Origin of the sequence: Nocardia sp. NPDC050408 (assembly GCF_044458905.1) — a bacterium.
Classification (GTDB): Bacteria; Actinomycetota; Actinomycetes; order Mycobacteriales; family Mycobacteriaceae; genus Nocardia.
In genome coordinates, this window is sequence record NZ_JBITIL010000002.1 from 1 (window position 1) to 25565 (window position 25565).

Genomic DNA, 25565 nt, shown 5'->3' on the forward strand with positions numbered 1-25565 from the left:
GGCATCACAGACTCCAGCCTGACAGGTTTGCTCGTCGTTCCGTGGCTCGAATGCCTACGATGCGGGCAGGTGCTGGATCGCGTCCATGCATTGGAACCGTGGGGCGATCTGCGGTACCTGGCTGCCTACTACACCGTCCGGCATCGTGCCGCGTCGGACGCTGCCCCCGAGATCTTCGACGGGGCGGACCTACACAGCGCGTTCGAGTTGCTACTGACCTGTAGCTGACCGCGCCAATGACCTCGATTCGGCTACCGCGTGTTCGACAAACCCACGCCGATCGCAGATGCGAGAGTTCCCCAGCGCAGCCACGCGAATAGCGCACGGTCCATGAAGGGCTCTTTGGTGCACGCGAATGTCTTACGCCCTTGGTCCCATCTCGACGTGCCGGGAGCCCACGTCACCCGACTGTCAGTCGCGATGTAGATCGAAACTGTTCTGCGCGAATCTACACCGGCCCATACGACTACGGACGTCATGCACCTACCGTGACATTCGGGACCGATGGACCGCACTCTTGCCGGGCAACTCCTGGGACCGGTCCAAGCCGATACGAGGTGTCCCTGCGGAGGAGTTTCACCTCCGCACCCAGGTCATCGGGTGGCCGGATTACATAATCCGGCCACCTCTCCTCCGATGTGATCGGACCACGCGAGCGCTATCGGACATCGACCGAACGATGGCTCACGAGAACCGATCTCGGACCGCTCGACGCGCTACACGGCCCTACTGCGCCGCCCGTGTAGGGACTCTCGCGGTCGTGGACCGCCCATCAGGCCCGCGAGGTCCTGGAGCGCGTCGACGCTGTTCGGTCGGGTCATCGACGGCGATCCAGGCAAGCATCGCAACGGTGATTCGGTGCAGGGCCAGGCCCGTGGTCGAGGACAGGCCAGTTCGATCAGGGATTGAAGCGCGGTGGCTCCTACCTGACCGACGCCCCCGGCACCGAGCACGAAGGCCGGTCTGCCGCCGGTGTAGCCCGGCGCCGCGCGTCGCGATGCGCACTATCGGGTGCAGCAGACTCCACACCGACTCCCTATGCCAGCGCGCGAGCGCACCAGTGGCAGTGGCGATCCGTTCTCATTGAGGTACGCGGCGATCCTCCGACAAGACAGCCCACGTTCGTGCAGGACCAGCAAAAGTTCCAGCAGGCAGTCACCGACAGTGATCATCGAATCGGCCGATAGCGCACCACCGCTGATCGCGCCTGTTGGCTCCGCGAGTCCACAGACCGATCGCTGCGTGGCGCGGGGTACCGAGTCCGAAGAAGTCGCCGATCACGTCGGCGCATCGATGCCGCCGTCAGAATGTGGCGATCGGGTTGACCGGGCTGCCGGACGTACCGGCGAAGCGGATCGGCGCGACTGCGAGGTGGAAGTCCCACTGGCCGAGCTCGGCGGCCGTCGTCGCACACGCCTCCAGGTCGCAGTTGTCGAGCAGCCACAGACCCATCGCGACGAGACCCACGGTGTGAACCGGCATCGCCATGTCGTCATACCCTGACGGCTGAACGTCCTGGGGGGTGTCAGCGCCGATCAGCGCGACCTCCCGTTCATGCAGCCACGGCAGACAGGACGCGTGCCACCCGGCCTGCGTGAAACCGCGGGTCGCACCGGCCTCGTGCCGGACGCGGCCATAGCCGGTCCGCAGCAGTACCGCATCGCCGGCTCGTACCCGCACCCCTTGGAGACGCTCGGCCTCCTCGAGATCTTCGGGAAACACTCCCTGCCCCGGTTCCAACCACGGCACATCGCGGACCTTCGCAATGTCCAGCAGGACACCACGCGTGACGATCCCGTTCGCCGCCGCCGTGACGGCCGCCCACGCCGATCCCGTTACGGCGTCGACCAACGAGTGCGACCGCCCGTTGTACATCGTGCCGTCCCAGAAGATGTGGCACGGCGAGTCGACGTGGGTAATGGTGTTGCCGTGGAACAGGATTCCGAGCCGTTCGTTCGAATAGCCCCAGTGCCGGTCGTTGCGGAATCCGGGCAGCGGCATGTTCTCGGCACCTGGCATGTCGGCGGCGCACGGGCACGTCGTGGTAGACCGCTCCATCTCCTCCGGCACGGCAACCTCCCATGCGCACGACACGCTCCTGCCGTGGCGCACGGCCCGAACCGCCGCTAGCCGGACGTCGTCGGTGATGTGGTTGAGCGTGCCGAGCTCGTCGTCGTTACCCCACCGTCCCCAGTTCGACAGCGTGTTGAAGTACCCGAGCACGTCGTCCTGTGTGGGCATCGGCCGCCCTGCCGTCATCCACCATCAACTCCTCCGGTCACGCGGTTCGCGGCGCTGCGGGCGGGGTATCCCACCTTCCCTCTCGACATATCAAGGCCGCTGAACTGACATGACACTAGATCAGTGGGCCGGGACTGCAAATCCATGACTCTTCCTAATTCGGTGATGGTGATCGAATCTCGTTTCGCCCCAGCAGATTTCGGCGCAAGTAACCCAAATCGACCCCGAACTCGGAACGGTTCGGAGGACATGCGGGTTTGCTGCAAATGAGTATCAATCCGTACCGCTGCAGCCCGGCCGCAAAAGTACCAATTGGTTCGCACGGTTCCGGTCATTCCTCGGACGTCTGCCATAACCTTCGGCTGGGTGCGCGTCGCCGCGAGACGCGGGCTCAGCCATGGTGGGGTCCTTGGTTCATCTCGTAGGCGCCGGACAGCGCGGCGACACGCTGCCAGATGAGGTCGAACCGCTCCGCGTCAACGACGGGTCTGCCGATTGCTGCCAGAATGAGCTGCTGCTGGGCCTCGGTTGTGGAGGGTTTGTCGTGCAATCCGACTGCCGCAGCGTTGAAGTCGCGGACCAGTACGTCGAAAATCTGGTCCACCAGGTCGGCGTCGACGCCGACGATCTCGGCTTGTTCCAGGATCAGCTGCCCGTACACGACCAGCGTGAACAGTTCGGTCAGGGCGAGCCCGAAGTCGAGATCGCCCTGCTGGGCGGCATTCGGGGCGGCCTCGCTGAGCAAAGTGACCAGGTGTTCGGCCTGTGCAGTGAAGCGGGCCACGTTCGGGATAGCGGCCGATGCGGCGTATACCGCGCGCCAGTCGTGGAACCGGACCGTCGCCAGTCCGCGAGCGGGTCCCTGGCGAAACAGGAACTCGTCGTCGGCGGCATCGAGCCGGGTGGGCACTGGCGGGTAGGGCTGTGGGTCGAACAGGTAGGCGGGCATGAACTTCGCGATCAGCGCCAGGTTCACCGCGACGGTTCCCTCGAGCTTGGGCAGCCCGTCAACGTCTATCTTCGCGAGCAGCAGATACTGGTCCTTCTCGAAACCCTTGGCGGCCACGATCTCTGATAGCAGCGCGACCACCTTCTGCGCCTCGCTGGTCACCTTCATCTTGGTGATCGGGTTGAACAGCAGGTACCGGCGATCGTCGGGGTTCGCGGTGCGGAAGTAGTCCACCGCGCGGTCGGCGAACAGCCGCATCCCGATGAGTCGGGCGTAGGCGTCGATGAACTGGCGGCGTACGTGCGGGAAGTCGGTGACGGGGTGCCCGTACAGAATCCGGTTGTGCGCGTGGGTGATCGTCTCGTACAGCGCGTGGGTCGCCGTGCCGATACCGCCGAAGCACAGGTTGAACTTGCCGATGTTAACGGTGTTCAGCGCCGCGTTGAACGCATCCTGGCCGGTGTGCAGGATGTCCTGCGCGGTGACCGGGTAGTCGTGCAGGGTGAACTCGGCGACGAACATCTGCGCCGAGACGATGTTCTTGTCCACGTGGAAGTTCGGGTGCCCGGAGTCGGCGTAGAAGAACACGTATTGATCGGGGCCCTCGATTCCGGCCAGGCGCCCGAACACCGACACGATGCTGGCGCAGTTACCGTTGCCGATGTAGTACTTCGACCCGCTTGCGCGGTACCCCCCGGCACCGTCGGGGGTCAAGACCATGTCTGTGGAGTAGATGTCGGCGCCATGTTCCTTCTCGGAGAGGCCGAACGCGGCGACACCGCCATCGGCAAGGGCGCGCGCCGCCCGGGCGCGGGCCGCGTCGTTGCCGCTCTGCCACACCGGGCCCAACCCGAGCACGGTGACCTGCCACGGATACCAGTAGTTGAAACCGTAGAAGCCCAGGATCTCCGAGAGGGCCGCTACCCGCGCGGTGTCCCACCGCTTGTCCGGATCGCCGGCGCCGTCCCGCGCGGGGGTCAGGAACGTCGCGAACAGGCTCTCCTTGTCGACGAACTCCAGAAAATCGGCAAAGAAGACCTTGTCGTGATAATCCTGGGTCAGCCGCTGCTTGCCGCGGTGTTCGAACCAGTCGATCGTCGCGCGCAGCAGCCGCCGCGTCTCTGGATCGAAATGCTCCGGGGCGTACTTCACCGGATTGAGCAACAACTCGTCGCATGCTGACATCATCAGTGTGTCCTTTCTGTCGAGTCCTGGATTGTCCGCACATCGCATGCGGTCACGGTGGGTCGGGTGGGTAGGCCGGTGATCATCGGAGCCAGGGCGCGGCGCAGGCAGTCGCTGGTCGATTCGTCGGTGTTCAGGTCGATGGCGTAGCGCGGGGAGGAGTACGCATGCGGCGAACAGGCGTACTACGCTCTCGCGGCCCGGTCGGGATCTGTGGCGCGCGGTGCAGTCGGCCTTCGCCTTGCACACCGTCGGCGACCAGCGTGCTGCCCAGCCGCAGCAGTGCCGCGTCGTCGGCCAGACCTGCGGCGATCAACTCGCCAGACTCCAGCAGAGTGCGGGAGAGGACGGTTCGTGCGATGCGGATCGCACTGGCGAACGCCTCGACGATCTGCTCGGTGGGGGGCTGGGCACTGGCCATGGACTCCGTGACACGCGCGATAATGCGGCGGCCTTCGCGCGCCATCTTCGCGGTCACCAGAGCGTGGCGGTCCCAGAAGCGGCGGTAGCCCGTGACCCGGCTGACTTTCGCCCGGCGGGCCACCCGCTCAGTGGTCAACGTCGAACTCCTCGGTCGCGCTTCGGGATGAGATGCCAACCTACAAACGGCCAGTGTCGGTCAACAAGGCCTTCCCAGCCCTGCGCGATGTGCTGCGAGCACATCCAGTGCGCTTGGGCTACTGATCAGTGGGGCGATGAATCGGGCAACACCGAGGGCCCAGCATGTCGCACACAAGTAGAGCGGCGTGCAGTCCGACTTTGATCGTTGCGGGCCTGCCCGGCACGACGCACCCTTTGACCTGCACCGCCGATCACGGCGACGCCGTGCGGATACCGCGCCGCTCGACTCGCCGCCGCGGGGAGCGAGGTCAGCTTCCTGGCTCGCGGTCGGCGGGAACCTTGCCGAAAGGTGCTGTCGCATTCGGGAGTTGCTCCTCGGACCCAAGCGCTTCAACGAACTCGGTGCGAAGCTGCAGGCCGCCGGACGAACCGCCTGACGAGTCGCTCCGTCGGCTCCAGGGGGTCGGCGTCGTGGCGAAGGCATCCAGCGGTGCCTACATGTTGACCGAGTTCGGTGAGGGGCTGCGGGCGCCCGTCATCGGCTTCGGTCTGTGGGGACTCGGTCTGATGTCAGAGGGAATCGAGCCGGAAACTGCCCGACCCGACATGGTCGCGCTCTGTATGACGGGAGCGGTCTCCCCGAATCTGCTGTCGGGCCTGAACCTCGAGTGCGTTGTACACACTCCCGAGGTCTCCACGATGAGCGTTCGCGAGTCTGCGCTGTCGGTGGCGTCCGGGGAATCACAGTCGGAGTCGCCGATCAGGCTCCACTGTTCGTCCGCAACCTTCATCGCGTTGACCATGGGCACGCTCACCTTGGCGCAAGCTCGGCTGGGCCGGTGACGCCCGCGTGCTGGGCAAGGGCGCAGGCCTTCCCAAGTTGTTCACGGCATTCGCGGCCACCACCTGGGAGTTCAAAGCAGCTCTCTGAGCCTGATCTTGCATGCGAGTCCTCGGTGGTTTCGCCACAATGGTTGGCACACCGGACTTTTCCCACGCTCTGGCCGACGAACAGCTCGCCGATGCGGTACTCGAACAAGGCATCAACGATGTGTTCATCGGAATCTGCGCCGGCGCTCTGCGTCGTTATCTCAGCGAATTCCATGAGGTGCCGCAGGAGAGCCTCGTGGCCGGAACGCCGGTCTCGGTTCGTCGCGCGGGGGACGGTCGCGGTAACGCGGTCGCTATGGTCATTGCGAAACTGTTCACCGATATTGCCGACCCGATCGACCGGATCAAACTGGTCAGCCGGTCGACCACGCTCGCCAAGCAGAAGTTCTATGATCTGCCGCAGGTGGTCGGCGATTACTACGGAGTGTTGACGAACGGCCCCTTCATCCTGCAGAACATCATCGGAATTGCGGGCCGCTCCCGGCCACCCTTCAATCTGGTGATGTCCAATGTCCCAGGTCCGCTGGAACCGCTGTATCTGTGCGGTGCACGGGTGCAGGAGACCTATCCGATTTCGTTGCTGGCGCACGGACAGGCGCTCAACATCACCGTGCTCTCCAGTGCCGGGCGGTTCAACGTCGGGTTCGTCGGCTGCCGAGATCGGCTACCGCACATGCAAAGACTCGCGGTCTACACAGGCGAGGCGTTGGATGAAATTGAGGCCATGCTCGGACTCGTCGTGCCGGAACTCCAGGAAGCGAAGTAGTCCGTTGAGACGGGACGCTGCCCGGCCACAGATCGGGCAGCGTCCTCTACTGGGAGGGCCTATTGCCCGAGGAATTTCAGGGCCACGGTGACCAACACTTCGCGATTCTGGAGGATGGCGCCATGTCCGGCGTCGGCGTACAGCTCGGTTGGGCGCACGAACTCTGCTCCGCGATTTATGCACCCGCCTGCACCTCTCGGCTGTCAAGCAAGTTCGGTCAGGACGGATCTGCCGAGCCAGTGGCAGGCCCGCAGTGCGATTTCGATGTCCAGCCGGTGTAATTCGATACGGCGGCAGATTTCCTCCTCGGCTCGGCGAACCCGGTAGAGCACCGAATTGCGGTGGAGGGCGAGTTGCTGGGCCGTGGCGGTATAGCTGCTTCCGCTCAGGAGGAATGCGCGCAACGTTTCCCGAAGACGGGCGTGCGATGGGTCATCGAGCGCGAGCCGGCCCAGCGTCTCTGCAACCCACGCCTTTGTGGCTGGGAGATCGTCGCAGAGCGGAGCGATGGCGCCGATCTCGGAGAAGGTTGCCACCATGGGCACGTCGTCCGCCGCGGCGAGCATGACCTTGTATGCCTGACGCGCCTGCTGATGGCTCCGGCGGAATGCGGAGATACCAATGCCTGCTTCTCCCGCCGCGACTGAGATTCCCGCCGCGAGCTTTTGCACCGCTTCCATCAGATTCCCACGGGTCGGGGTGTGTGCGAGAGGTAGCCAGGCCCAGCCGGTTCCTTGATCACGTGGCAGGAACAAAGGGCGCTGGGCGCAGCCGAGCTCGTCGGCGAGGTCGTTGGTGAATCGGGCGAGGTTGGCGACATACGTGCCTGCCTGCTCGGCGAGTGGGGACCAGACAATCAGGGATAGGTGTCTGCGGTGTGACAAGCGGTAGCGGAGTGTGGTTTCGACGCCGGCGAGGTCATCGGGCTCGGAGTCGAGCAATTGGAGGATGAGCGCCTCGCGCGTCGCGTTGCGGTCCTGCAGCCACCGATCGCGTTCCTCTTCATAGGCTTCGAGAACCTGTTCGGTCACGCTGTCGATGTAGGCGAAGTTCGCCGTGGCGAGCCGGCGGGCGACGGCGGCAACCAGTTGCGGGTCACTGACCTTGGTCTCGACGATTGCCAAGGCATGCTGCAGAGCCGTGTCCTGGGCAAGCCGGTACGCACGGACGAGCGCCCGAACCGGAATGCCGTGCTGGGCAAGACGACGGGCGTACTCGGTGGCTGCGGGCGGGGCCTCCGCAGCGCCGATGTCGGCACCGTACTGAAGAAAAGGCAGCACGGTTTCGACGTTGCCCTCGATGCTCGCGATCAACAGTTTGTCGAGACCCGCATCGCCGCGCAATTCCATGATCTCGCGCGAAAGCCGTTGGTAGAGCTTGCGAACCAAGGTTCCACGGCCGTGGCTGAGCTCCTCGCCGACCGCTGCCACGCAAGTTGCGGTCAGTGCCTCTAGGTCCAGCGATCCGTTTTGCATCAACTGATCAGCGCTCGGCCGACTGGTAGGCGATGACGGCCGGCGGCATATCTTTCCTTTCAGAGGGTGATTTCGCGCTTGAGGATTTTCCCGGTCGGACCCTTCGGAAGTGTGTCTACGATGTGGACCTGGCGCGGGTATTTGTATGCGGCAACGCGCTCCTTGACGAAGTCGCGCAATTCTTCAGCGGTAACAGTGGCACCGGGTTTGAGGGCGACGGCGGCACCGACTTCCTCGCCGAGTTCGCCATGGGCCACACCGAGCACCGCCGCCTCGGCGATATCGGGGTGCTCGTAGAGCACCTCTTCGATTTCACGTGGATACACGTTGTAGCCGCCGCGAATGATCATGTCCTTCTTGCGGTCGACGATGAAGTAGTTGCCGTTCTCGTCTACTCGACCGAGATCGCCGGTGTGGAACCAGCCGTCGATGATGGTCTCGGCTGTCTCCTCGGGCTTGTTCCAATAACCCTTCATGATGTTGTCGCCACGGATCACGATCTCACCGATGGCACCGTCTGCTACGGCGCGGCCATCGTTGTCGACCACCTTCAACTCGACACCTCGGACCGGAGTTCCGATGGAACCGGGGACACGGGTCCTGTCGGGGTGAGCGAAACAAGCGGCGGGCGAAGTCTCCGACAGCCCGTATCCTTCGAGCAGAACACACCCGAACTGCTTCTCGAATGCGTGCAAAACCTCAACCGGCAGTGCGGATCCGCCGCTGACACAGACGCGCAGCGCGCCGAGATCGACGTCGGCCGCGCCCGGTTGGTTCAGCAACGCCGAGTACATCGTCGGCACTCCCCCGAAGATCGTCACCCCATCCCGGACCAGAATTTCCAGAACTTTGGCCGGGTCGAACCTCGGCAGCAGTGTCAGCGTCGCGCCCACCCGCACAGCGACGTTCAACCCACATGTCTGCCCGAACACGTGGAACAGCGGTAGCCCACCGAAAATCACGTCCTCGGAACGCGCGTGAATCAGTGTCTCGGCGCACACGTCTACATTGCCCGCGAGATTGGAGTGAGTCAGCTCCGCTCCCTTCGGCTGACCGGTGGTGCCCGAGGTGTACAGGATTACCGCGGTGTCATCGGGTTGGCGATCGACCATGATGTCGCGCGGCTCGGTGGCCATCACCCGATCGAGAAACGCAATCGGATCAACCGTGATCACGCTAGCGCCCGTCCGCTCGGCACCTGCGGAGGCTTCGGCGTCGAAGCCCTGCCAGACAAAAATGATCTTGGCACCGGAATCGCGCAGATAGTAGGCGACTTCACGCTCTTTGAGCAATGGGTTCATCGGCACGACGATTGCCCCGGCGCGCAGGATGCCGTAGTAGAGAGCGGCGAACTGCGGGACGTTCGGGAGCATGATCGCGACCCGATCCCCCACCGCGACATCGTATTCGGCCAGTATCCCGGAGACCCGCTGACTGAGCGCTTCCAGTTGCGCGTACGAGATGGTTACTTCATCGAGTCGAATCGCGATTTGAGCCGAGTGGTTGCGCGCGGTGATCACGAGATTTTCAGCAAGGTTCATCAGCTATTTCCTTCTTCGGATATCAGACGGGCGTGATGTCGGAGATCAGCCATTGGCCGTCGACCTTGGTCATGCCGACTCGAATTCGGCTGCCATCCAGGCGAGGTCCTTGGTATTTGGTGCTCGAGGTCTCTTGGTTGAGAAATAGCAGCACTGTGACTTTGTCGGCGGCCGCGGTGACGATCGACGATTCGACAACCTTCGCCGTGGTGATGATCGAATCTCGGTGGGCGATGGGGATGATCACCTTCGAACTGAGTTCGGCGAAATCACTCCGGAACTTGCCGGTCAGATTGTCTGTGCCCCTAGGGAATTCGGTGTCGATCGTATTGAAGTTGTACGACAGCACGGTGGAGATCTTCGATCGCGCCGATTCCTGAGCGGACTGCGCGGCGGCCGTTGTCGCTTTGTGCTGCGAAACGCTGCGTCCGAAGACAACCGTCGTGGTGGTCGCCGCGCCCAGCAGCAGCACCAGTACGACAAAGGTGGTGATCGTCGTCCGCTTGTTCATCGTCGACAGGCGCCGGAACCAGCGTTGTGGGAGGCGCTGTCGCGACCCGCCCGCCTGTGCCGAGGACTCGGCATTGTCGAGTTCTTCCAGGTCGAGTTCTTCTACATCGACATCGACCGCGTTGTCGGTGGCGCCGGCGGTCATGCGACGAACTCCACGTTCGAGACGAGCCATCGGCCGCCGGTGTGGTCGAGAGTCATCTTCATGCGGTAGACCCGCTGCTGTCCCTCGGGGGCTTCGGTGTTCTTAACCGTGGAAGTAACCGCTGTCAGCACGGTGGCCTGGCTGTCATTGATCGCGACGATCCCGGCTTCCTTGACCTCCCCGGTGGATTCGACGTTGCCGTTGCGCAGCACCGTGACGAAATTGCCGGAGATCTTGTCCCATTGGTCACGGAACGATCCGGTCGAATCGGCGGCGATCGCCCCGAGATTCTTTTCTGCCGAGGCATGATCGAGCGTGATCAACTGGACGGCAATGCGGCGGGCAGTGTCGAGTACGGCATGGTCGCGGCTGTCGTCCTGTTGGTTGTGCCGGACATCGAGCCACAGCTGCATGCTGACGCCACCCAACGCCACCACGGCCGCGGCGAGAACGGCGATAGCCCATACCCGCCATGACGGACCCGGACGTGACCGCGGTTCCCCCACTCCGGAGTCGGACGCGACCTCGGCCACGTCTACTTGATCAGCAGTGATTGCCATCCCTGGTACTCCTTTGCTTGGGTGACCGATTGGGCCGAGTGCCCAAGGACATAGGTGATCCCGTCCGGTCCACGGAAAGTCCCGTCGTATTCCGCATACGGGGTGGTGATCGCCGCCGGGGTGGAAGGGGGTGGCATCGGGGCGGGAACGGCCGGCGCGGCTTTGCCGGGATCGGAGAGTTGCGGAGCCGCGCCCGGTGCGGGATCACCGGGATGGGCGAGCATCCCCGGCCAGGTCGAGGGCAGTCCGCCTGGGCAATTCGCCACCTCGGCGGTACGGACCGTGGGATCGCTGGCGCATGGAAGGTTTCGGGCGCCGCGGACCACCTTCGGGTTATCGGGGGAAATGCGGCAATAGTTGTTGGCGGACACCTCGGCGGGACCTGTATCCGAGGGGTCGCGGCGGACGGTGCCCTGGTAGCCCTCCGTGCACGGTGGTGAGTTCTCGGTGTTTCCCAGTTTGACGTCCAGTGGGATCTGCGCGCCCATGGTGTCACCGTTCGTCTGGAACCCACCGCCGACGAAGCTGGAGTTCAACGCTGTTGCCAGCGCCGGATATACGACGAGGATCTGCCGAACACCCGCGATATCGACCCGCAGCACCTGTCCCAAGGTTTGCAGGTCGGCCAGCAGCACCGGGAGCGGCGTCGTGAGGTCGGCGAGCGTACCGGAGATGGTATCGGCGGTGGCGGGGCCTTGCTCCAGTACCTCCCGCACTTGCTCGTCGCTCTGCGCCAACTGCTCGGTGAACCCGGCCAAATCCCGAGTCGCGGAATGGATTTCGGTCCGGACCGAGGTTCCGGTGCGCAGCAGCGGCTCGGCGTCGGACAGCAGGGTGAGGGTGGGATCGATATCGGCTTGCGCGAGGGCGAGCAGATCGGCGGAAGAGTCGATCAGTGTCGCCAGGGCGGGGCCGGTGCCGTTGACGGCCTGGAAGGTTTCGTCTATCGCGGTTCGCAGCGAGTCGGTGGATACGCTCTTCAGCAGCGTCTGTGTTTGGTCGAGCACTCGCGCGGTGGGTATCGGCACACTGGTCTTCGACCGCGGGATGGCGCTGCCGTCCCGGAGGTAAGGGCCTTTGTCGTCGGAAGGAATCAGATCCACATACTGTTCACCGATCGCCGACATGCTCTTGATGGCTGCTCCCGCCGAGGCCGGGATTCGGTAGTCGTTGCGCAGTTGCATGCGCACACGCACGAGATCGCCCTCGAGATCTATTCCGGCGACGCGGCCGACCTCCACCCCGCGATAGGTGACCGCACCGGATTCGTACACCCCGCTCCCGTTCTCGAAATCCGCTGTCACCGTGTATGTTCCGAGTCCGGTGAGCCGCTGGATGCCCACGTAGTTGACCAGGCCGTAGAGCAGACTCACCACGGCGAGCAGCGTGAAAGCCATGAGCTGGCCCTTGACGAGACGGGTCTTCATCGCGGTCCCCCATTCGGGTCGGCTGCCGGCGCCATCCCATCGGCAGACGCCGGCAGGGTCGGTGCGATGAGCGGATTCACGGCGCGATTGGACATGGGGACCAGGCGGTTGAACGGAATACTGCCGAGGACCTTGTTCTGGATGCCTTCAACGGTGAGGTCGAGAGTGAGGAACAGGTTGAGGTAGTCGCCCTTGATGGCCCGCTCGGCCACCGTGACCGGGAACGGGAAGCTGAGGGCGAGCAGCAGTGCCCCGCTGAGATCGGAACCGGCCGCGGCGAGCTGGGTCAGTGTGGGCTGCAAGTTGTGCAGGTCGGCGCTGAGGTTGTCGCGGCTGTCGTGCAGCACCGCCGCGGCTTGCGCGCCGAATTTCCCGGTACTGTCGAGCATGGTCGTGAGCTGTGCCTTCTGCTCGTCGAGCACGGCCAACGCCGGTTGGATCTGCTCGATGCCGGTGCCGAGTGTGTCCTTCTGCGCGGCAAGCTCTTTCGCCAGCGCGTCGAGGCTGTCGATGGCGCGCACAATATTGTCGCGCTGAGTGTCCAGCCCGTTGGCGAAGGTCGCGAGCCGTTCGAAGGATCGGTTGATCGCCTCCTCCCGGCCGCCGAATGCCTGGTTCAGTTCGGCCAGGATGGTCCGGATCTGTTCCAGCCCACTGCCATTGAGCACCAGCGACAGGGCCGCGAGTACGTTCTCGGTCGCCGGGTACTCCGAGGTCGCCGCCAGCGGAATCACGTCGCCGTCACGCAGCAACCGGTCCGACTTACTCTGCGACGGCGAGATCAGCTCGAGGTATTGGGCGCCGAGCACACTGGTCTGCGCCAACCGGGCGGTGGTGTTCGCGGGTAGCCGAACGCTCTTGTCGATCTCGAGGGTGATGTCGGCGTGGTAGTCACGGACGGTGATCGCGGTGATGGTGCCGACGGTGACGTCGTCGGCCTTGACGAAGGAATTGGCGATCAGGTTCTGGGTATCGCGCAGCTGAACTTGAATGGTGTATGAGCCGTGATGAATCGTATTGCCCGGCAACGGGATTGAATTGGCGCCGTCGAAACGGCAGCCGGCGGTCAGCAGTGCCGCGATCAGCAGCACTCCACCGGCGCTCAGTCGTGCAGAAGCTTTCATCAGCGGGCTCCGGGGACTAGGAGATCGGACAGTCCGGGGATGACCGGCTGCGCGGACGGGCCGGGGGTGGGGACGGGTGATGAGCCCGCGCCCGTGGCGGCGCGTACGGCGGCGCCGAAGAGATCACCGAATTGCGCACTGGCGCGCGAACATTCGGCCGGTGGGGCGTCGACTGTGGTGAGCAGCGCGCAGATCAGCGACATCGGATCCGGGAAGTCCGGGATATTGGCGTTGGCGGTGGCCGATTTCGAGGACGGGTCGTAGATGTTGTAGAGGTCGTCGATGGTGGTCGGCGCGGCATGGAGGATCTGGGCGAGGTCGTCCTCACGGTCGATCAGCAGCGAGGTGATCCGGGTCAGTGAGGTGACATCGGATTTCAGTGCGTCGCGATTCTCGGCGACGAGGGTACGGATCTCGGGCAGCATCGCCTGAACCGCGTGCAGCGCCGCGTTGAGTTGAGTCCGGTTGTCGTTCAACAGATTCGACACTCCGGCCAGCTGGTCGACGAAAGTACGGACCTGTCCGTCGTTCGCGGCGAGCGCCGAGATCACGGTTTGCAGGTTCCGCACGGTAGCGAACAGGTCGGGGCCGCCATCGGCGAGCGTTTGCATCGCCTTGGACAGGTTGACCAGTGTGTCGTTCAGCGTTGCGCCATTGCCTCGTAGCGCGCTCGCGGTGGCGTCGGTGAATCGGGCCAGCGGGCCGATCGGGTCGCCGGATTCCGGTCCGAGCTGGGTGGCCAGGTCGGTGACCTGCTTCTTGATCTCGTCGAACGGTACCGGGACGGCGGTGCGTTCGAGTGGAATCACCGCGCCGTCTTGAAGTTCGGGCTCCGAACCGCGTTTCGGAATGAGCTGGATGTAGCGGCCCGATACCAGGGTGGGGGCCACGATCACGGCGTGGGTGTCGGCGCTCACCGGGTGTGCCGAGTCGAAATGCAGGGTGACACGGACGCGATCACCCGCGGGCGTGATGTCGTCGACCGCGCCGATCGGCACACCGCGCAGCGTGACGCGGTCTCCGGTATACAGACCGGCCGAGTTGCCGAAGTACGCGGTGACGCGGACGGTCGCGTTCCGAGTGAGCCCGAAGGTGACACCGGTACTGATCAGCGCCGCGACGAGCAGCGCGGCGAGAATCCGTCCGGGCGTGGGGATGCGGGACCAGCCCGCGCGCAGTGTGGTCATCATCGGCCTCCTCCCGGGCTGCCGGGCTGCTGTCCATTGAGGTTCGCGGGCGTGATGTTGTGCAGGAGCACACCGAAGAACGGTCCGCTGCCGACGACCTCACCCATTTGGGTCACGTACGGCCGCAAACCGGAGATCGCGGAGTTGATGTTGTCGTAGTTGGAGTTCAGCAGCGCAAGGACTCGATCGAGGTTGGCCAGCATGGGCGCGAGTGCCTGCTTGTTGTCCTGAGCCAGCCCATGCAGTTCGGTGCTGACATCGCGAACATCGACCAGCAGTGCGCGGATCGTGGCGGCACGGTCGTTGAGTGCCGCGAACAGTGAACCGCCATCGGTGACCAGAGTCGTGAGGTTCTGATTGCGTTGGGCGAGAATCCCGGTCACGCTGCCGGTGTGGTCGAGGAGATCGCGCAATGCGCCGTCGCGGGACGCGATCGTTTGCGATAGCCGCGACACCCCGTCCAGTGCGGGGCGCAGGTTCGCGGGCAACGCGGCGAGCACCTTCGAGACACTGTCCACGGCATCGGCCAGCTGGGCCTTGTCGGTGTCGGCCAACTTCGACGTGAGCTGATTCAGCGATTCGGTGAGGTCGTAGCCGGAGGTTGTGTGGTCCAACGGAATTCGATCACCGATGGTGCCGTCGCCGTCCGGCCGCAACTCGACATAGCGGCGGCCGAGCGCCGTTTCGACCTTGATCGCGGCGGTCGTGCGAGTACCCAGACGCTGATCATGGGTGTCCACGCGCAGGGCGATATCGACGTGGTCGCCGCCCAGCGTGATGCGGTCGACCGTACCTACCTTGATGCCCGAAATCTGCACGGCGTCACCGGCGTTCAGGCCGCTGGCATCGGCGAACTCGGCCACCATCGTCTGATGTCCCGGCAGCCCGGGGATGCGCTGGTAATTGAACGCGCCGACGAGCAGGGCAACGGCAATGCCAGTGCCCACCAAGCCCATTCGTACGGGGTTACGTTCGGAGAAGGGTTTCATTGCGGCGTCACTTGCACCTTTCGGCCGGGACGGTGAACGTCGGCGAGTCCTGGTAGCCGGAGCCACCGATCGCCGGGTACCGGATCGTGAGACCACAGAGAAAGAAATTGACGAAACTGCCGTAACTGCTGGCCCGCCCCGCCAGGCGATAGGTGATGGGCAGCTTCGCGAGCAACAGCGACAGCGAGTCGGAATTGGCATCGAGGTTGCCCGCCAGCTGTTGCAGCTGTGCGACGTCACCGGCGATGGCGGGGCGGTCGTCGCGCAGTAGTCCGGCGATTTCGGCGGTGCCCGAGTCGATGCCGGTCAGACCTGCGGTTATGGTGTCCCGATCCGCGTTGAGACCGCTGACGACCTGTTGCAAGTCGACGACCAGTGTGTCGAATTGCTTGCCGCGCTGATCGATTACCGCAAGCGCCGCGCCGAGATTGTCGATCGTCGATCCGATGACCTGGTCGCGATCGGCCAGCGTATTGCCCAGTGAGCCGATCTGCTCCACGAACGCGGCGATATTCTGCTCCTGGCCGTTGAGCACCGCGATCAACGATCCCGACAGCCTGTTGGCCTGGTCCGGGTCCAATCCCTGTAGGAGCGGCTTGAAACCATTGACGAGACTGTCGATGTCGAGCGCCGGAGCAGTCTGGGTAACGGGAATGGGATCCTGCTCGGAACGCACGCCTGAACCGTCGGGTTCGACGGTCAACTCCAGGTAGCGATCGCCGACCAGATTCTTGTATCTGATCGCGGCACGCGAACTGATATGGACTTCGATGTCCCGGTCGACGGTGAAGGCCACCTGCACGAGCCGATCGTGAGCGAATTCGACGGATTTCACCTTGCCGACCGGCACTCCGGCGAGCTTGACGTCATCGCCGGATTTCATGCCCGAGGCCGAGGTGAACAGCGCACGGTAGGTGTGGGTCGGCACGAAACGCAATTCGCCGACGACCACGACGAGCATGGCCGAGATGACCGTAGTGATCACCAGGAAGATAATCAGCTTGAGTCCGGCGTGGCGGGCGATCATCGTGTCAGTCCATATATCAGTGCGGCGAACGGGTTACCCAGCAGATCCTCCGGACCGCGAATCGGCCCGTATACCGTTGTGCCGGTGTCGAAGTCGATATGGCCCGCAGCTGGGCTCTCCTTCGTGTAGGGGTATCCATAACAGGAGGGAGCGCCGTTGGCACCGTTCACGGGCAGATCCTTGTCATAGCGGTAGGGCGCGTCACCCAGCAAGAGGCTGCTCAGGATGTTCAAACCGGGCCGCCCACCGCCGAGCGCGTTCTCGAGGAACCCGCGATCGTGATCGAGAGCCGACAGCAAGCAGGTGAACGACGGAGACTGTTCCGCGAGCACCCCGGTGGTCGGTTCCAGTGCGTCGGCGGCACCGATCAACGGCGCGGACGAAGCGCTCGTGAATGCGGCTCCGGTATTGCCGAATTGGGTGAACGAGAGCAGGAAGGCGCTCAGGCTCGCCTGCTTCTCGACGAGGGTGGTGCTGGTCGTCGACAGATTCTTCAGCGTGGCCATGACATCCGGTGTGACCGCTGCCAAGGTGTCGAGATTGTCGGCCAGCAGTGGCACGTCGCGCCGCAATGTCGGTATCGCCTCGTTGAACTGCCCGAGGTAGCGATCGGTGGACACCAGTAGGTCGCCGAACCGCGCGCCGTGCCCGTCCAGGGCGGTGCCGAGCGCGGCCAGTGTCGCGTTAACCTTTTGCGGCTCAACGGTTTTCAGTAGGGCGAGCAGTGTGTCGAACACGTCGTTCACTTCGACGCTGACCTTCGACCCATCGATCGTCGAGCCCGCACCGAGTGTCGTCGCCGCCGGTTGATCCGGCCAGACCAGGGTGACGAATTTGCGCCCGAACAGGGTGGTCGGGGCGATCTCGGCGCCGACGTTCGCCGGAATCCGCCGCGCCTGGCCGGGATTCAGGTCCAAGGTCAGCTTCGCCCGATCGTTGTCGACTTCGACGGCGCTGACCCGCCCGATGACCACGCCGCGCACCTTCACATCGGATCCGGGCCCCATCAGCAGCCCGGCCCGGTCGGCGAGCAGGTAGACGCGAGTGCTGGCGACGAATTCGCCACTGCAGGAGGCGATTGCGCCGGTCCAGGCAAGTACGAAGGCGGCGATGGCGCTGATGCCGAGCAGCAGGGCGCGGCGCCGGGAGACTTCCAGGGTCATCCGGACACCCGAACGGTCGAGTGGACGCCGCCGTAGACGGCGACTCCGATGATCAGGTCGATGATCATGATCGCGATCAACGAGGTGCGCACCGCCCGGCCCACCGCCACCCCGACACCCGCGGGGCCGCCCGCGGCGTGATAGCCGTGATAGCAGTGCACCGACATGATGACCACCGAGAACACGATGACTTTCAACAGCGACCACAGCACGTCGGTCGGCACGAGGAAGAGATTGAAGTAGTGGTCGTAGGTGCCCGGTGACTGTCCGGACAGCACGATGCTGACAAATTGGGTCGAGGCGTAGCCCATGAACAGCGCGATGCCATAGAGCGGGATAATCGCGAGCAGCCCGGCCAGGATGCGGGTCGTCACCAGATACGGAACCGAGGGAATCGACATCACCTCGAGTGCGTCGATCTCCTCGCTCACCCGCATCGCACCCAACTGCGCGGTGAACCCAGCGCCCACGGTCGCGGTCAACGCGACACCGGCCACCACCGGAATGGCCTCACGCGTATTGAAGAATGCGGAAATGAATCCGGACATCGCTTCGACGCCGACGCGCCCGAGCGAGGTGGCTCCCTGCTGGCCGACCTCGTAACCGGCGGCGGCGGTGAGGAATCCGATGACAACAACGGTGCCGCCGATCACCGCGAGCGCACCGGATCCCAGACTGACCTCGGCGATCAAGCGGACCACCTCACCGCGATAGCGGCGCAGTGTGCGTGGAATCCAACCGATTCCGTGCAAGTGAAACGACAGTTGGTGGCCGAGGCCGCCGACGGCGTCGCCGGGGCGCGCAGCGGCGGCGGTTACGCTGCGCCCCCACGACTTCCGTCGTAGCAGCTCGGCCGCGGACGGCTGTTGGCTGGTGATGGTCATATCGGTCCGTTCATTGCAGCCACAGGGTGGTGATGATGGAGTTGGCCAGGAATAACAAGACGAAGCTGAAAACGACGGTCTGATTGACGGCGTCCCCGACCCCTTTCGGGCCGCCCTTCGCATGTAGACCCAGATGGCATGCGACCAGCGCGGCCAACAGCCCGAATATCCCGGCTTTGAGCTCGCTGACCAGCAGATCCGGTATCCCGGTCAAAAGCGGAATCGCGGTAATGAACTGGCCGGGTGTCGCGCCCTGGAGATAGACCGCGTAGAGGTAGCCACCGGCCAGGCCGACTGCGGTGACCAGTCCGTTCAAGAACAGCGCGACGACCGTGGAGGCGAGCACCCGAGGCACGACGAGCCGATGTATCGGGTCGATGCCCAGCACCCGCATCGCGTCGATCTCCTCGCGGATGGTCCGTGCGCCCAAGTCCGCACAGATCGCCGTCGCGCCTGCACCGGCCACCACCAAAACGGTTGCTACCGGACCGATCTCGCGAATCACGGCGATTCCGGCGCCAGCGCCGGACAGGTCGATGGCTCCGATCTCGTTGAGCAGCACATTGATCTGAAAGATCACCATGACGCAGAACGGGATCGCGATCAGCAAGGTCGGCATAATCGATACACTGGCGATGAACCAGGCCTGATGAACGAACTCCCGAAATTGGAAGGGCCGCCGGGGCAGCGTCCGCAGGGTATCCAGCGTGGTGCCGAAAAACTCTCCCACCGCACGTGGGACGACCTCCGCGGCGGACCGTGTTCTGTCCCAGCGGGCAGGCGAGGAGATCTCGCCGGATTCCACCATCGTTGAACCTTTCAGAAATCTGAAACCGATTAACCGGCCCGCGATCACACCGCGCTGAAGTCGCTGTCCATATCCGCCCGCCGCGAACCGCAGCGGCCGGGTCGCCGCACCGGACAACTCACCGAACCGATGACCCAGAAAACCGCTGATTCAGCGGCCTCCTAGAAGATCTTTCGTAGGATCTGCAGCGCCCGTTTGCCGTACGGGGATAGATCAGCTGCAGATCCGGCGTCGAGGTCGCCCTCCTCGAATTCGGTGGGCCGGATTTTCAACATCGAAGATCTATTTCTGTCCGCACGGCACGGACGGTCTCAGCGGCCCGGTCGGTGATCGCAGCGGCGGATCGAAGCGACGTCCTCACCGGTGAATCTCCTTGTCGGAACATGCAGTCCAGTTCGATGGCCGGGCCGGGCTGTCGTCCAGTACCGGCCCTGGTCGGCCCTGCAGCTTCCTACCGGAATTGCTAGTGGTGGCGGCACCGAACGCTGCATCCGGCCAGTCGGCCCGACCATCGGTGTCTCCGTTGGTGATGCCGACGATGGGCAGCCGGAGGGCGGCCGGCGCGGCCGGCGGCACTACCGGGTGCGCGGGCGCGATCGGCGCGACCCGCTGGTACGCCGCACCCGGTGCGGGGCGCGGATCGGCGTGACCGCGGTTGGGCCATAACGACATCGCACGTTCAGCCAGTGCGGTAATGGTGAGCGAGGGGTTCACGCCCAGATTCGCCGAGATGGTCGATCCGTCGACGACGTGCAGGCCGGGATAACCGAACAGCCGGTGGTAGGGGTCGACGACGCCGGTCTCTGCGCTGTCGCCGATAGCGCAGCCGCCGATGAAGTGCCCGGTCATCGGAATGTTGAAGACGCTGCTGCTGGTGGCCGCCGCGGGGACACCGTCGATCTTCTCGGCCAGCCGCCGCGCGACCTCGTGGCCGGCCGGGATCCAGGCCGGATTCGGTTGTCCCTCACCCTGTTTGGTGGTCATGCGTCGGCCGAACAGGCCGCGCCGGGTGTAGGAGGTGAGCGAGTTGTCCGCCGACTGCATCACCAGCAGGCCGATCGTCTGTTCCGACCAGCGACGCGGATTGTGGATCCGGACCAGATCCCGGCGGCTCCGGCCGAGTTCACGCAGCCAGTCCAGTCCGCGCGGGCCGTCGCCGCTGACCATCACGGTGGTCAACAGTGATATGACGTTGCTGCCCTTGCCGTATCGCAACGGTTCCACGTGCGTGTCCGGATCCGGGTGGACGGAGGAGGTGATCGCGATGCCCTTGGAGAAGTCGCGGGACTTGTCTCGGCTGCGAACCGCCAGCAGCTCCTCGGAATTGGTCCGGGTCAAATACCCGAGCCGGGCGGACAGGTCGGGGAGCGAGCCCCGGTCGCGCAGCCGGTGCAGCAGCTGCTGCGTGCCCAGCGCAGCGGCGGCGAACACGACCTGCTCGGCGGTGAATCGCTGCCGCCGCTTGCGCATCCACCGGCCGGTGCGGGCCGTGGTGACCTGGTAACCGCCGTCCGGCAGTGGGCGGACATCGGTCACTGTCGTCAGCGGATGCACGGTGGCGCCGGCCTGCTCGGCCAGATAGAGGTAGTTCTTCACCAGTGTGTTCTTGGCGTTGTGCCGGCAGCCGGTCATACATTCGCCGCAGTGGGTGCAGGCGCGCCGGTCCGGCCCGGCGCCGCCGAAGAACGGGTCGGGAACATCCTCGCCCGGCCGGCGCCCGGGCCCGCCGAAGAACACACCCACCGGTGTGCGCTGGTAGGTGTCGGCGATTCCCATGTCCTGCGCGACCTCCGCGATGACGCGGTCCGCAGGCGTGATCGCCGGATTGACAGTGACACCCAGCATGCGCTTCGCCTGGTCGTAATGCGCGGCCAGCTCGGCCTTCCAGTCGGTAATACGCGCCCACTGGCCGTCGGCAAAGAAGGTATCCGGCGGCTCGTACAGGGTGTTTGCGTATACCAGGGAGCCGCCGCCCACCCCGGCTCCGGCCAGCACAAAAGTGTCCTTGAGTAGCGTCATCCGCTGAATTCCGTAGCATCCCAGCGCCGGTGCCCATAGGTAGCGCCGGATACGCCACGAGGTTTGCGGGAACTCGTCGTCGGCGAACCGGCGGCCGGCCTCGAAAACACCGACGCGGTAACCTTTCTCGGTCAGGCGCAGCGCGCTCACGCTGCCACCGAAGCCCGAGCCGACGACTATGACGTCGTAATCGAAAGTCATGGGCACTTTACCTTTCAGGATCGCGTTCAGGCGAGGCGAGGTCATCCGGAAGTCGGAGGGATTCGAACCGCTGGTCTCGCGACGGTAGGCGGTCACGGTTCTTTCACTTGTAGCCTGTCCCGCCCACACCCAGCGATTTCTACCGCTGTGGGTATCAGGAGCGGGGACAGGATCAGCCCGAACAGCGGCACGAGGATTGTCGGTTTGGGTTCCGGTCATCGGCGGGAGTCTTCGGAATCTCAGAGATCCCTTCGCAGGGCGAATTTTCGGGGGCAAGTAGCTAGAAGATCTTTCGTAGGATTTGCAGCGCCCGTTTGCTGTACGGGGGATAGATCAGCTGCAGATCCGGGTGGAAGGTCTTGCGCAACACCGATTTCCGGTGACTGAGTGCTTCGAACCCCCAGCGGCCGTGGTAGGCGCCCATGCCACTGGCGCCGACACCTCCGAACGGAAGCTGCGGCACCAGGCAGTGCATGGCAACATGGTTGATCACCGCACCGCCGGACGGGATCTCGTCCACCAGGCGCTCGCCCACCGCCGCCGATTTCGTGAAGTAGTACCCGGCAAGCGGTTTCGGCCGGGAGTTCACGAACGAGATCGCATCGTCGAGGCTTTCGTACGACAGCACCGGCAGGATAGGTCCGAAGATCTCCTCCTGCATGACCGCATCGTCGGGATCCGGGTCGACGATCACGGTCGGCTCGATCGACAACGACGCCTCGGTGACCCGCCCGCCCAGCGCGATCGTGCCGCGCGTCCGCGCGAGATAGGTAGCCAGTCGGGCGAATTGGCGCTCGTTGACGATCCGGCGGCCGACTGCGCCCCCCTCCCCCTCGAATTGCTCGATCGCCGCTACGATCTCGTCCACCAGCCGATCCCGGATACGGTGATCGGCCAGCACGTAGTCCGGCGCGATGCAGGTCTGTCCCGAGTTCACGCACTTGACCCAGGCGATCCGGCGGGCCGCGATAGCGAGGTCGGCGTCGGCGGTCACGATTACCGGGCTTTTACCGCCGAGCTCCAAGGTCACCGGAGTCAGCGTCGCCGCGGCCGCGGCCATGATCTTCCTTCCGATTTGGTCGCCGCCGGTGAACAGTACGTGGTCGAAACCCTGCGCCAGCAGCTCCTGGGTGACCGGGGCGTCGCCCTCGACCACGACGACCGCCTCGGAGTCCAGGTATTCCGGAACCAGCCGAGCCAGTAGGGCCGAGGTGGCCGGCGCCAACTCGGACGGCTTGAGCACCGCGCAGTTCCCCGCGGCGAGCGCGGCCACCAGCGGCGAAAGAGTCAGGTACACCGGGTAATTCCACGGGCCGATGACCAGAACGACGCCGAGCGGCTCGTACTGCACCCAGGCCGAACCCGGATACTGCACCAGCGACAGCGGCTGCCGCCGCCGACGCATCCACCGGCGCAGGTGTTTCAGGGCGAACACGGCCTCACCCCTGGTGGACGATATATCGCCCAACCAGGCTTCGGCCCGGCTGCGTCCAAGATCACTAGCCAGCGCGGCTACGATCTGATCCTCCTGCTCATCAAGCAGCCGGATCACGTTCCGCAACTGCTCCGCACGCCAAGTGCGGTCTCGGGTCCGGCCCGAGGCGAACTCGCGGCGAACCCGTGCCATCGCATCGGGGATGTCGGGCAAATTGGAGACCGCTGTTGCGGTAGTCGGTATAGACATCTTCGTTACCTCTGAGGAGTTCCGTCACGCCTTCGGCGACGGAATCAGGCCGTGTTCGAGAAGTAGTTCCGTGCCCGCGACGCTGGCACGAAAGTGTTTGTCGTGCAGGGTGCGTCGTTGACCGGAATGAGTGAGGTCCCTCAGCTGTCGTAGTCGACTGCGACCGTTGGGGTGGTGGGATGAGATTGACAGGTCAGTACGAAGCCGGCGTCGACCTCGGCTGGGGTAAGCGCAAAATTTTGCTCCATCGATACCGCTCCTGTTGTGATTCTGGCTTTGCACGTGCCACACGCGCCGCCAAGACAGGCATACGGCGCATCGATATTGTTTTTCAGCGCGGATTCGAGGACGGTCTCGCCCGCGGCGAGTTCCACGGTGTGATGCGCGCCGGACAGAGTGATGGTCACTTCGGACTCGCGGAAGGCATCGACGTGTGTGGATCGGTTCGTGCCGCGGAACAGTTCGAGGTGTATCCGCTCGGTCGGCACTCCTTCGGATGCGAGGTCCTCGCGCATTGTCGTGACGAGATCGTTCGGGCCGCACAGGTACCACCGGTCGATCGAAGTGACGTCGGTGGCGAGCAACTGTTGAACCATCGCCAGGTCGATACGGCCACGAACAGCGGCGGGGTGGTGCGCCTCGCCTGAGCGGATGTGGAATATGCGTAACCGGTCTGCATATCGAGATTCGAGCTCATCGAGTTCGGAGGCGAACATGGTCGACTCTGCGGTTCTGTTGCCGTAGAAGAGGATGAAGCGACTCTCGGTCTCGATCTCCATCGTGGTGCGCATGATGGACAGGATGGGCGTGATGCCGCTCCCTGCCGCCACCGCGACATAGTCGCGCCGAGCGAGTGGATCAAGGGGTGCGCCGAAGCTACCCGTGGGCGTCATCAGCTCCAGGACGTCACCGACTCGCAGCGTTTCGACCGCGAAGGTCGAGAACATCCCGCCCGCGATGTGCCGTACTCCGATCGCCAGTTCTCCCGATGTGGCCGAGGTGCAGATCGAGTAGTTTCGCCGCAGCTCCCGCCCACCGATGCGGTGTCGAACGGTCAGGTGTTGGCCCGCCTGGAATTGGAACTGGTCGCGCAGGTGATCGGGAACGTCGAAAGTGACTTTGACGCTGTCCGGAGTCAGGGGCTCGACGCTTGTGACGGGGATCGGGTGGGCGCTGGCATGGCGTGCCGCGGAGGAACGCGGCATTCGGACCGGGAGCAGTGCGGCTAGTTTGCCGTTGAGGCGTTTCCACTCGCGGTACTGCGTGGCGTCGAGCTGCTGCCCGAAGACGGTGCCTATTGCCGAGTCGCGCTCGAGGTAGGCGGCCTCATTGCGTCGCCAGACCGCGACGTAGCGGTAGAAGGGAATGGAGGGATGCAAGTGGTGGACCAGGTGGTAGTTCTGCGACAAGAGCAGGGGAGTCAGGATCCACTCCGAGCCGACGCGGTTTCGGGTCGCGCGATAGCGGTTCTCGCGCTGAGTGTCTTCCAGGTCGTGGTGGGGTAGCCAGTCGAACCACCACGCGAGCACGAACATCGCCACCCGCCCGGGAATCAGGCAGATCACCGCGAGCGTCCACAGCTGTCCGGCGAAAGCCGCCGCCACGATCACCGTCACCGAAAAGGTCATCAACGCCGCCGTTTCCAGGACCTCGGCGCGTGGGCGCCGGCGCAGGTGACGCACCAAGAAACCGATATACGGCAGGTCCATTGCCGGGAAACGGATCGGCAGCTGCCACCAGGGCGCCGCGCTGACGAAGTGATCGGGATCGAACTCACCGTCATTGGTATTGCGGTGGTGCTCGATATGGATGAACGCGAACGACTTGAATGAGATCAGCGGCGAGACGAAGAACATTGCCACGCGACCGAAGGCGACGTTGACCCAGCGATGGGAGCTGATCGAGTAATGCGAGGCGTCGTGCAACACGGTGAACAGGACGAAGATTGCCGCGGAGCTCGCGGCGATGGTGGCGATCGCAGGCAAAGCGTCGGTGAGCGCGGCCCAGGTCGAGGCGCCGAAGAGCGCAAGCGCACATGTGAAGATGCCGACTATCGGCCAGGACAGCGTAGGAACTTGCTCGCCCGGATCAGGCAAAGCGTGCTGCGAGGCGGCTGCTGGGGGTTGGGGGTGTCGAGTCGTAGTCGACATCTGACTCCTCCTTCGCGCTTCGGGATGAGATGCCTCACAACGTACAAACGGCTGGTATTGGTCAACAAGGCCATCTCA

The 25565-nt window shown here is 64.3% G+C and carries 21 protein-coding genes; 3 read left to right on the top strand and 18 right to left on the bottom strand.

All coding sequences use genetic code 11. The features are described 5' to 3' along the window. Positions 1-228, top strand: a 228-nt coding sequence (locus ACIBJI_RS04820; protein WP_397083091.1) for a hypothetical protein, incomplete at its 5' end; no start/stop codon positions are given. 1074 nt (positions 229-1302) lie between these two features. Here the strand turns inward: ACIBJI_RS04820 and ACIBJI_RS04825 are convergent. From ACIBJI_RS04825 to ACIBJI_RS04835, 3 genes are all read right to left on the bottom strand, one after another. After that, positions 1303-2259, bottom strand: coding sequence for a cyclase family protein (locus ACIBJI_RS04825; RefSeq protein ID WP_364360221.1), 957 nt, complete (start codon positions 2257-2259; stop codon positions 1303-1305). A gap of 373 nt (positions 2260-2632) precedes the next feature. After that, complete coding sequence (locus ACIBJI_RS04830; protein WP_397083719.1) at positions 2633-4375, bottom strand: acyl-CoA dehydrogenase; 1743 nt, start codon at positions 4373-4375, stop codon at positions 2633-2635. 133 nt (positions 4376-4508) lie between these two features. Further along, complete coding sequence (locus ACIBJI_RS04835; protein ID WP_397083093.1) at positions 4509-4934, bottom strand: hypothetical protein; 426 nt, start codon at positions 4932-4934, stop codon at positions 4509-4511. A gap of 473 nt (positions 4935-5407) precedes the next feature. On the opposite strand from ACIBJI_RS04835, the gene ACIBJI_RS04840 reads away from it, so the two are divergent. Further along, complete coding sequence (locus tag ACIBJI_RS04840; protein ID WP_397083095.1) at positions 5408-5779, top strand: hypothetical protein; 372 nt, start codon at positions 5408-5410, stop codon at positions 5777-5779. A gap of 127 nt (positions 5780-5906) precedes the next feature. Then, entirely contained in the window at positions 5907-6593 is a 687-nt protein-coding gene (locus ACIBJI_RS04845; RefSeq protein ID WP_364359526.1) for a WS/DGAT domain-containing protein, read from the top strand. 203 nt (positions 6594-6796) lie between these two features. Here ACIBJI_RS04845 and ACIBJI_RS04850 read toward each other — a convergent pair whose 3' ends face one another. The 15 genes from ACIBJI_RS04850 to ACIBJI_RS04920 all read right to left on the bottom strand — a co-directional run bounded on the left by ACIBJI_RS04850 (position 6797) and on the right by ACIBJI_RS04920 (position 25487). Further along, positions 6797-8023 carry a helix-turn-helix domain-containing protein gene (locus tag ACIBJI_RS04850; RefSeq protein WP_364359523.1) on the bottom strand — a complete coding sequence of 409 codons (1227 nt, stop codon included), beginning with the start codon at positions 8021-8023 and terminating at the stop codon, positions 6797-6799. Between the two features lie 104 nt (positions 8024-8127). Continuing rightward, the gene (locus ACIBJI_RS04855) at positions 8128-9612 is read right to left on the bottom strand and encodes a long-chain fatty acid--CoA ligase (protein WP_364359532.1); all 1485 of its coding nucleotides are present in this window, start codon (positions 9610-9612) and stop codon (positions 8128-8130) included. A 19-nt stretch (positions 9613-9631) separates the two neighbouring features. Further along, positions 9632-10264: a hypothetical protein gene (locus tag ACIBJI_RS04860; protein ID WP_364359520.1), complete on the bottom strand. Its 633-nt coding sequence runs from the start codon at positions 10262-10264 to the stop codon at positions 9632-9634. Further along, complete coding sequence (locus tag ACIBJI_RS04865; RefSeq protein ID WP_364359517.1) at positions 10261-10824, bottom strand: hypothetical protein; 564 nt, start codon at positions 10822-10824, stop codon at positions 10261-10263. The genes ACIBJI_RS04860 and ACIBJI_RS04865 overlap by 4 nt, the downstream gene beginning before the upstream one ends. Continuing rightward, positions 10800-12251, bottom strand: a complete 1452-nt coding sequence (locus ACIBJI_RS04870) for an MlaD family protein (protein WP_364359514.1) — start codon at positions 12249-12251, stop codon at positions 10800-10802. The genes ACIBJI_RS04865 and ACIBJI_RS04870 overlap by 25 nt, the downstream gene beginning before the upstream one ends. Beyond that, positions 12248-13375, bottom strand: coding sequence for an MCE family protein (locus ACIBJI_RS04875; RefSeq protein WP_364359511.1), 1128 nt, complete (start codon positions 13373-13375; stop codon positions 12248-12250). The genes ACIBJI_RS04870 and ACIBJI_RS04875 overlap by 4 nt, the downstream gene beginning before the upstream one ends. Next, the gene (locus ACIBJI_RS04880) at positions 13375-14562 is read right to left on the bottom strand and encodes an MCE family protein (protein WP_364359508.1); all 1188 of its coding nucleotides are present in this window, start codon (positions 14560-14562) and stop codon (positions 13375-13377) included. Before ACIBJI_RS04880 ends, ACIBJI_RS04875 begins: the two co-directional genes overlap by 1 nt. Next, a complete protein-coding gene (locus ACIBJI_RS04885; RefSeq protein WP_364359529.1) occupies positions 14562-15518 on the bottom strand; it encodes an MCE family protein in 957 nt (318 codons plus the stop codon). Before ACIBJI_RS04885 ends, ACIBJI_RS04880 begins: the two co-directional genes overlap by 1 nt. Before the next feature lie 40 nt (positions 15519-15558). Further along, complete coding sequence (locus ACIBJI_RS04890; RefSeq protein WP_364359505.1) at positions 15559-16578, bottom strand: MCE family protein; 1020 nt, start codon at positions 16576-16578, stop codon at positions 15559-15561. Then, complete coding sequence (locus ACIBJI_RS04895; protein WP_364359502.1) at positions 16575-17741, bottom strand: MCE family protein; 1167 nt, start codon at positions 17739-17741, stop codon at positions 16575-16577. The genes ACIBJI_RS04890 and ACIBJI_RS04895 overlap by 4 nt, the downstream gene beginning before the upstream one ends. After that, entirely contained in the window at positions 17738-18625 is an 888-nt protein-coding gene (locus ACIBJI_RS04900; RefSeq protein WP_364359499.1) for an ABC transporter permease, read from the bottom strand. Before ACIBJI_RS04900 ends, ACIBJI_RS04895 begins: the two co-directional genes overlap by 4 nt. Before the next feature lie 10 nt (positions 18626-18635). Beyond that, entirely contained in the window at positions 18636-19433 is a 798-nt protein-coding gene (locus ACIBJI_RS04905) for an ABC transporter permease (protein WP_364359496.1), read from the bottom strand. A gap of 357 nt (positions 19434-19790) precedes the next feature. Next, positions 19791-21653: a GMC family oxidoreductase gene (locus ACIBJI_RS04910; RefSeq protein WP_364359493.1), complete on the bottom strand. Its 1863-nt coding sequence runs from the start codon at positions 21651-21653 to the stop codon at positions 19791-19793. Between the two features lie 280 nt (positions 21654-21933). Next, positions 21934-23280 (bottom strand): aldehyde dehydrogenase family protein, encoded by a 1347-nt coding sequence (locus ACIBJI_RS04915; RefSeq protein ID WP_396955263.1) that lies wholly within the window; start codon positions 23278-23280, stop codon positions 21934-21936. 197 nt (positions 23281-23477) lie between these two features. Further along, positions 23478-25487: a fatty acid desaturase gene (locus ACIBJI_RS04920; RefSeq protein ID WP_364359487.1), complete on the bottom strand. Its 2010-nt coding sequence runs from the start codon at positions 25485-25487 to the stop codon at positions 23478-23480. Positions 25488-25565 lie beyond the last annotated feature (78 nt).

Excerpts from the sequence above, each read along its gene's own strand:
- ACIBJI_RS04880 (WP_364359508.1), bottom strand. The coding sequence starts at position 14,562 with ATGACCACACTGCGCGCGGGCTGGTCCCGCATCCCCACGCCCGGACGG.
- ACIBJI_RS04830 (WP_397083719.1), bottom strand. The coding sequence starts at position 4,375 with ATGTCAGCATGCGACGAGTTGTTGCTCAATCCGGTGAAGTACGCCCCG.
- ACIBJI_RS04825 (WP_364360221.1), bottom strand. The coding sequence starts at position 2,259 with ATGACGGCAGGGCGGCCGATGCCCACACAGGACGACGTGCTCGGGTAC.
- ACIBJI_RS04905 (WP_364359496.1), bottom strand. The coding sequence starts at position 19,433 with ATGGTGGAATCCGGCGAGATCTCCTCGCCTGCCCGCTGGGACAGAACA.
- ACIBJI_RS04860 (WP_364359520.1), bottom strand. The coding sequence starts at position 10,264 with ATGACCGCCGGCGCCACCGACAACGCGGTCGATGTCGATGTAGAAGAA.
- ACIBJI_RS04885 (WP_364359529.1), bottom strand. The coding sequence starts at position 15,518 with ATGGGCTTGGTGGGCACTGGCATTGCCGTTGCCCTGCTCGTCGGCGCG.
- ACIBJI_RS04870 (WP_364359514.1), bottom strand. The coding sequence starts at position 12,251 with ATGAAGACCCGTCTCGTCAAGGGCCAGCTCATGGCTTTCACGCTGCTC.
- ACIBJI_RS04890 (WP_364359505.1), bottom strand. The coding sequence starts at position 16,578 with ATGATCGCCCGCCACGCCGGACTCAAGCTGATTATCTTCCTGGTGATC.
- ACIBJI_RS04915 (WP_396955263.1), bottom strand. The coding sequence starts at position 23,280 with ATGGCACGGGTTCGCCGCGAGTTCGCCTCGGGCCGGACCCGAGACCGC.
- ACIBJI_RS04910 (WP_364359493.1), bottom strand. The coding sequence starts at position 21,653 with ATGACTTTCGATTACGACGTCATAGTCGTCGGCTCGGGCTTCGGTGGC.
- ACIBJI_RS04895 (WP_364359502.1), bottom strand. The coding sequence starts at position 17,741 with ATGACCCTGGAAGTCTCCCGGCGCCGCGCCCTGCTGCTCGGCATCAGC.
- ACIBJI_RS04900 (WP_364359499.1), bottom strand. The coding sequence starts at position 18,625 with ATGACCATCACCAGCCAACAGCCGTCCGCGGCCGAGCTGCTACGACGG.
- ACIBJI_RS04865 (WP_364359517.1), bottom strand. The coding sequence starts at position 10,824 with ATGGCAATCACTGCTGATCAAGTAGACGTGGCCGAGGTCGCGTCCGAC.
- ACIBJI_RS04920 (WP_364359487.1), bottom strand. The coding sequence starts at position 25,487 with ATGTCGACTACGACTCGACACCCCCAACCCCCAGCAGCCGCCTCGCAG.
- ACIBJI_RS04845 (WP_364359526.1), top strand. The coding sequence starts at position 5,907 with ATGGTTGGCACACCGGACTTTTCCCACGCTCTGGCCGACGAACAGCTC.
- ACIBJI_RS04875 (WP_364359511.1), bottom strand. The coding sequence starts at position 13,375 with ATGAAAGCTTCTGCACGACTGAGCGCCGGTGGAGTGCTGCTGATCGCG.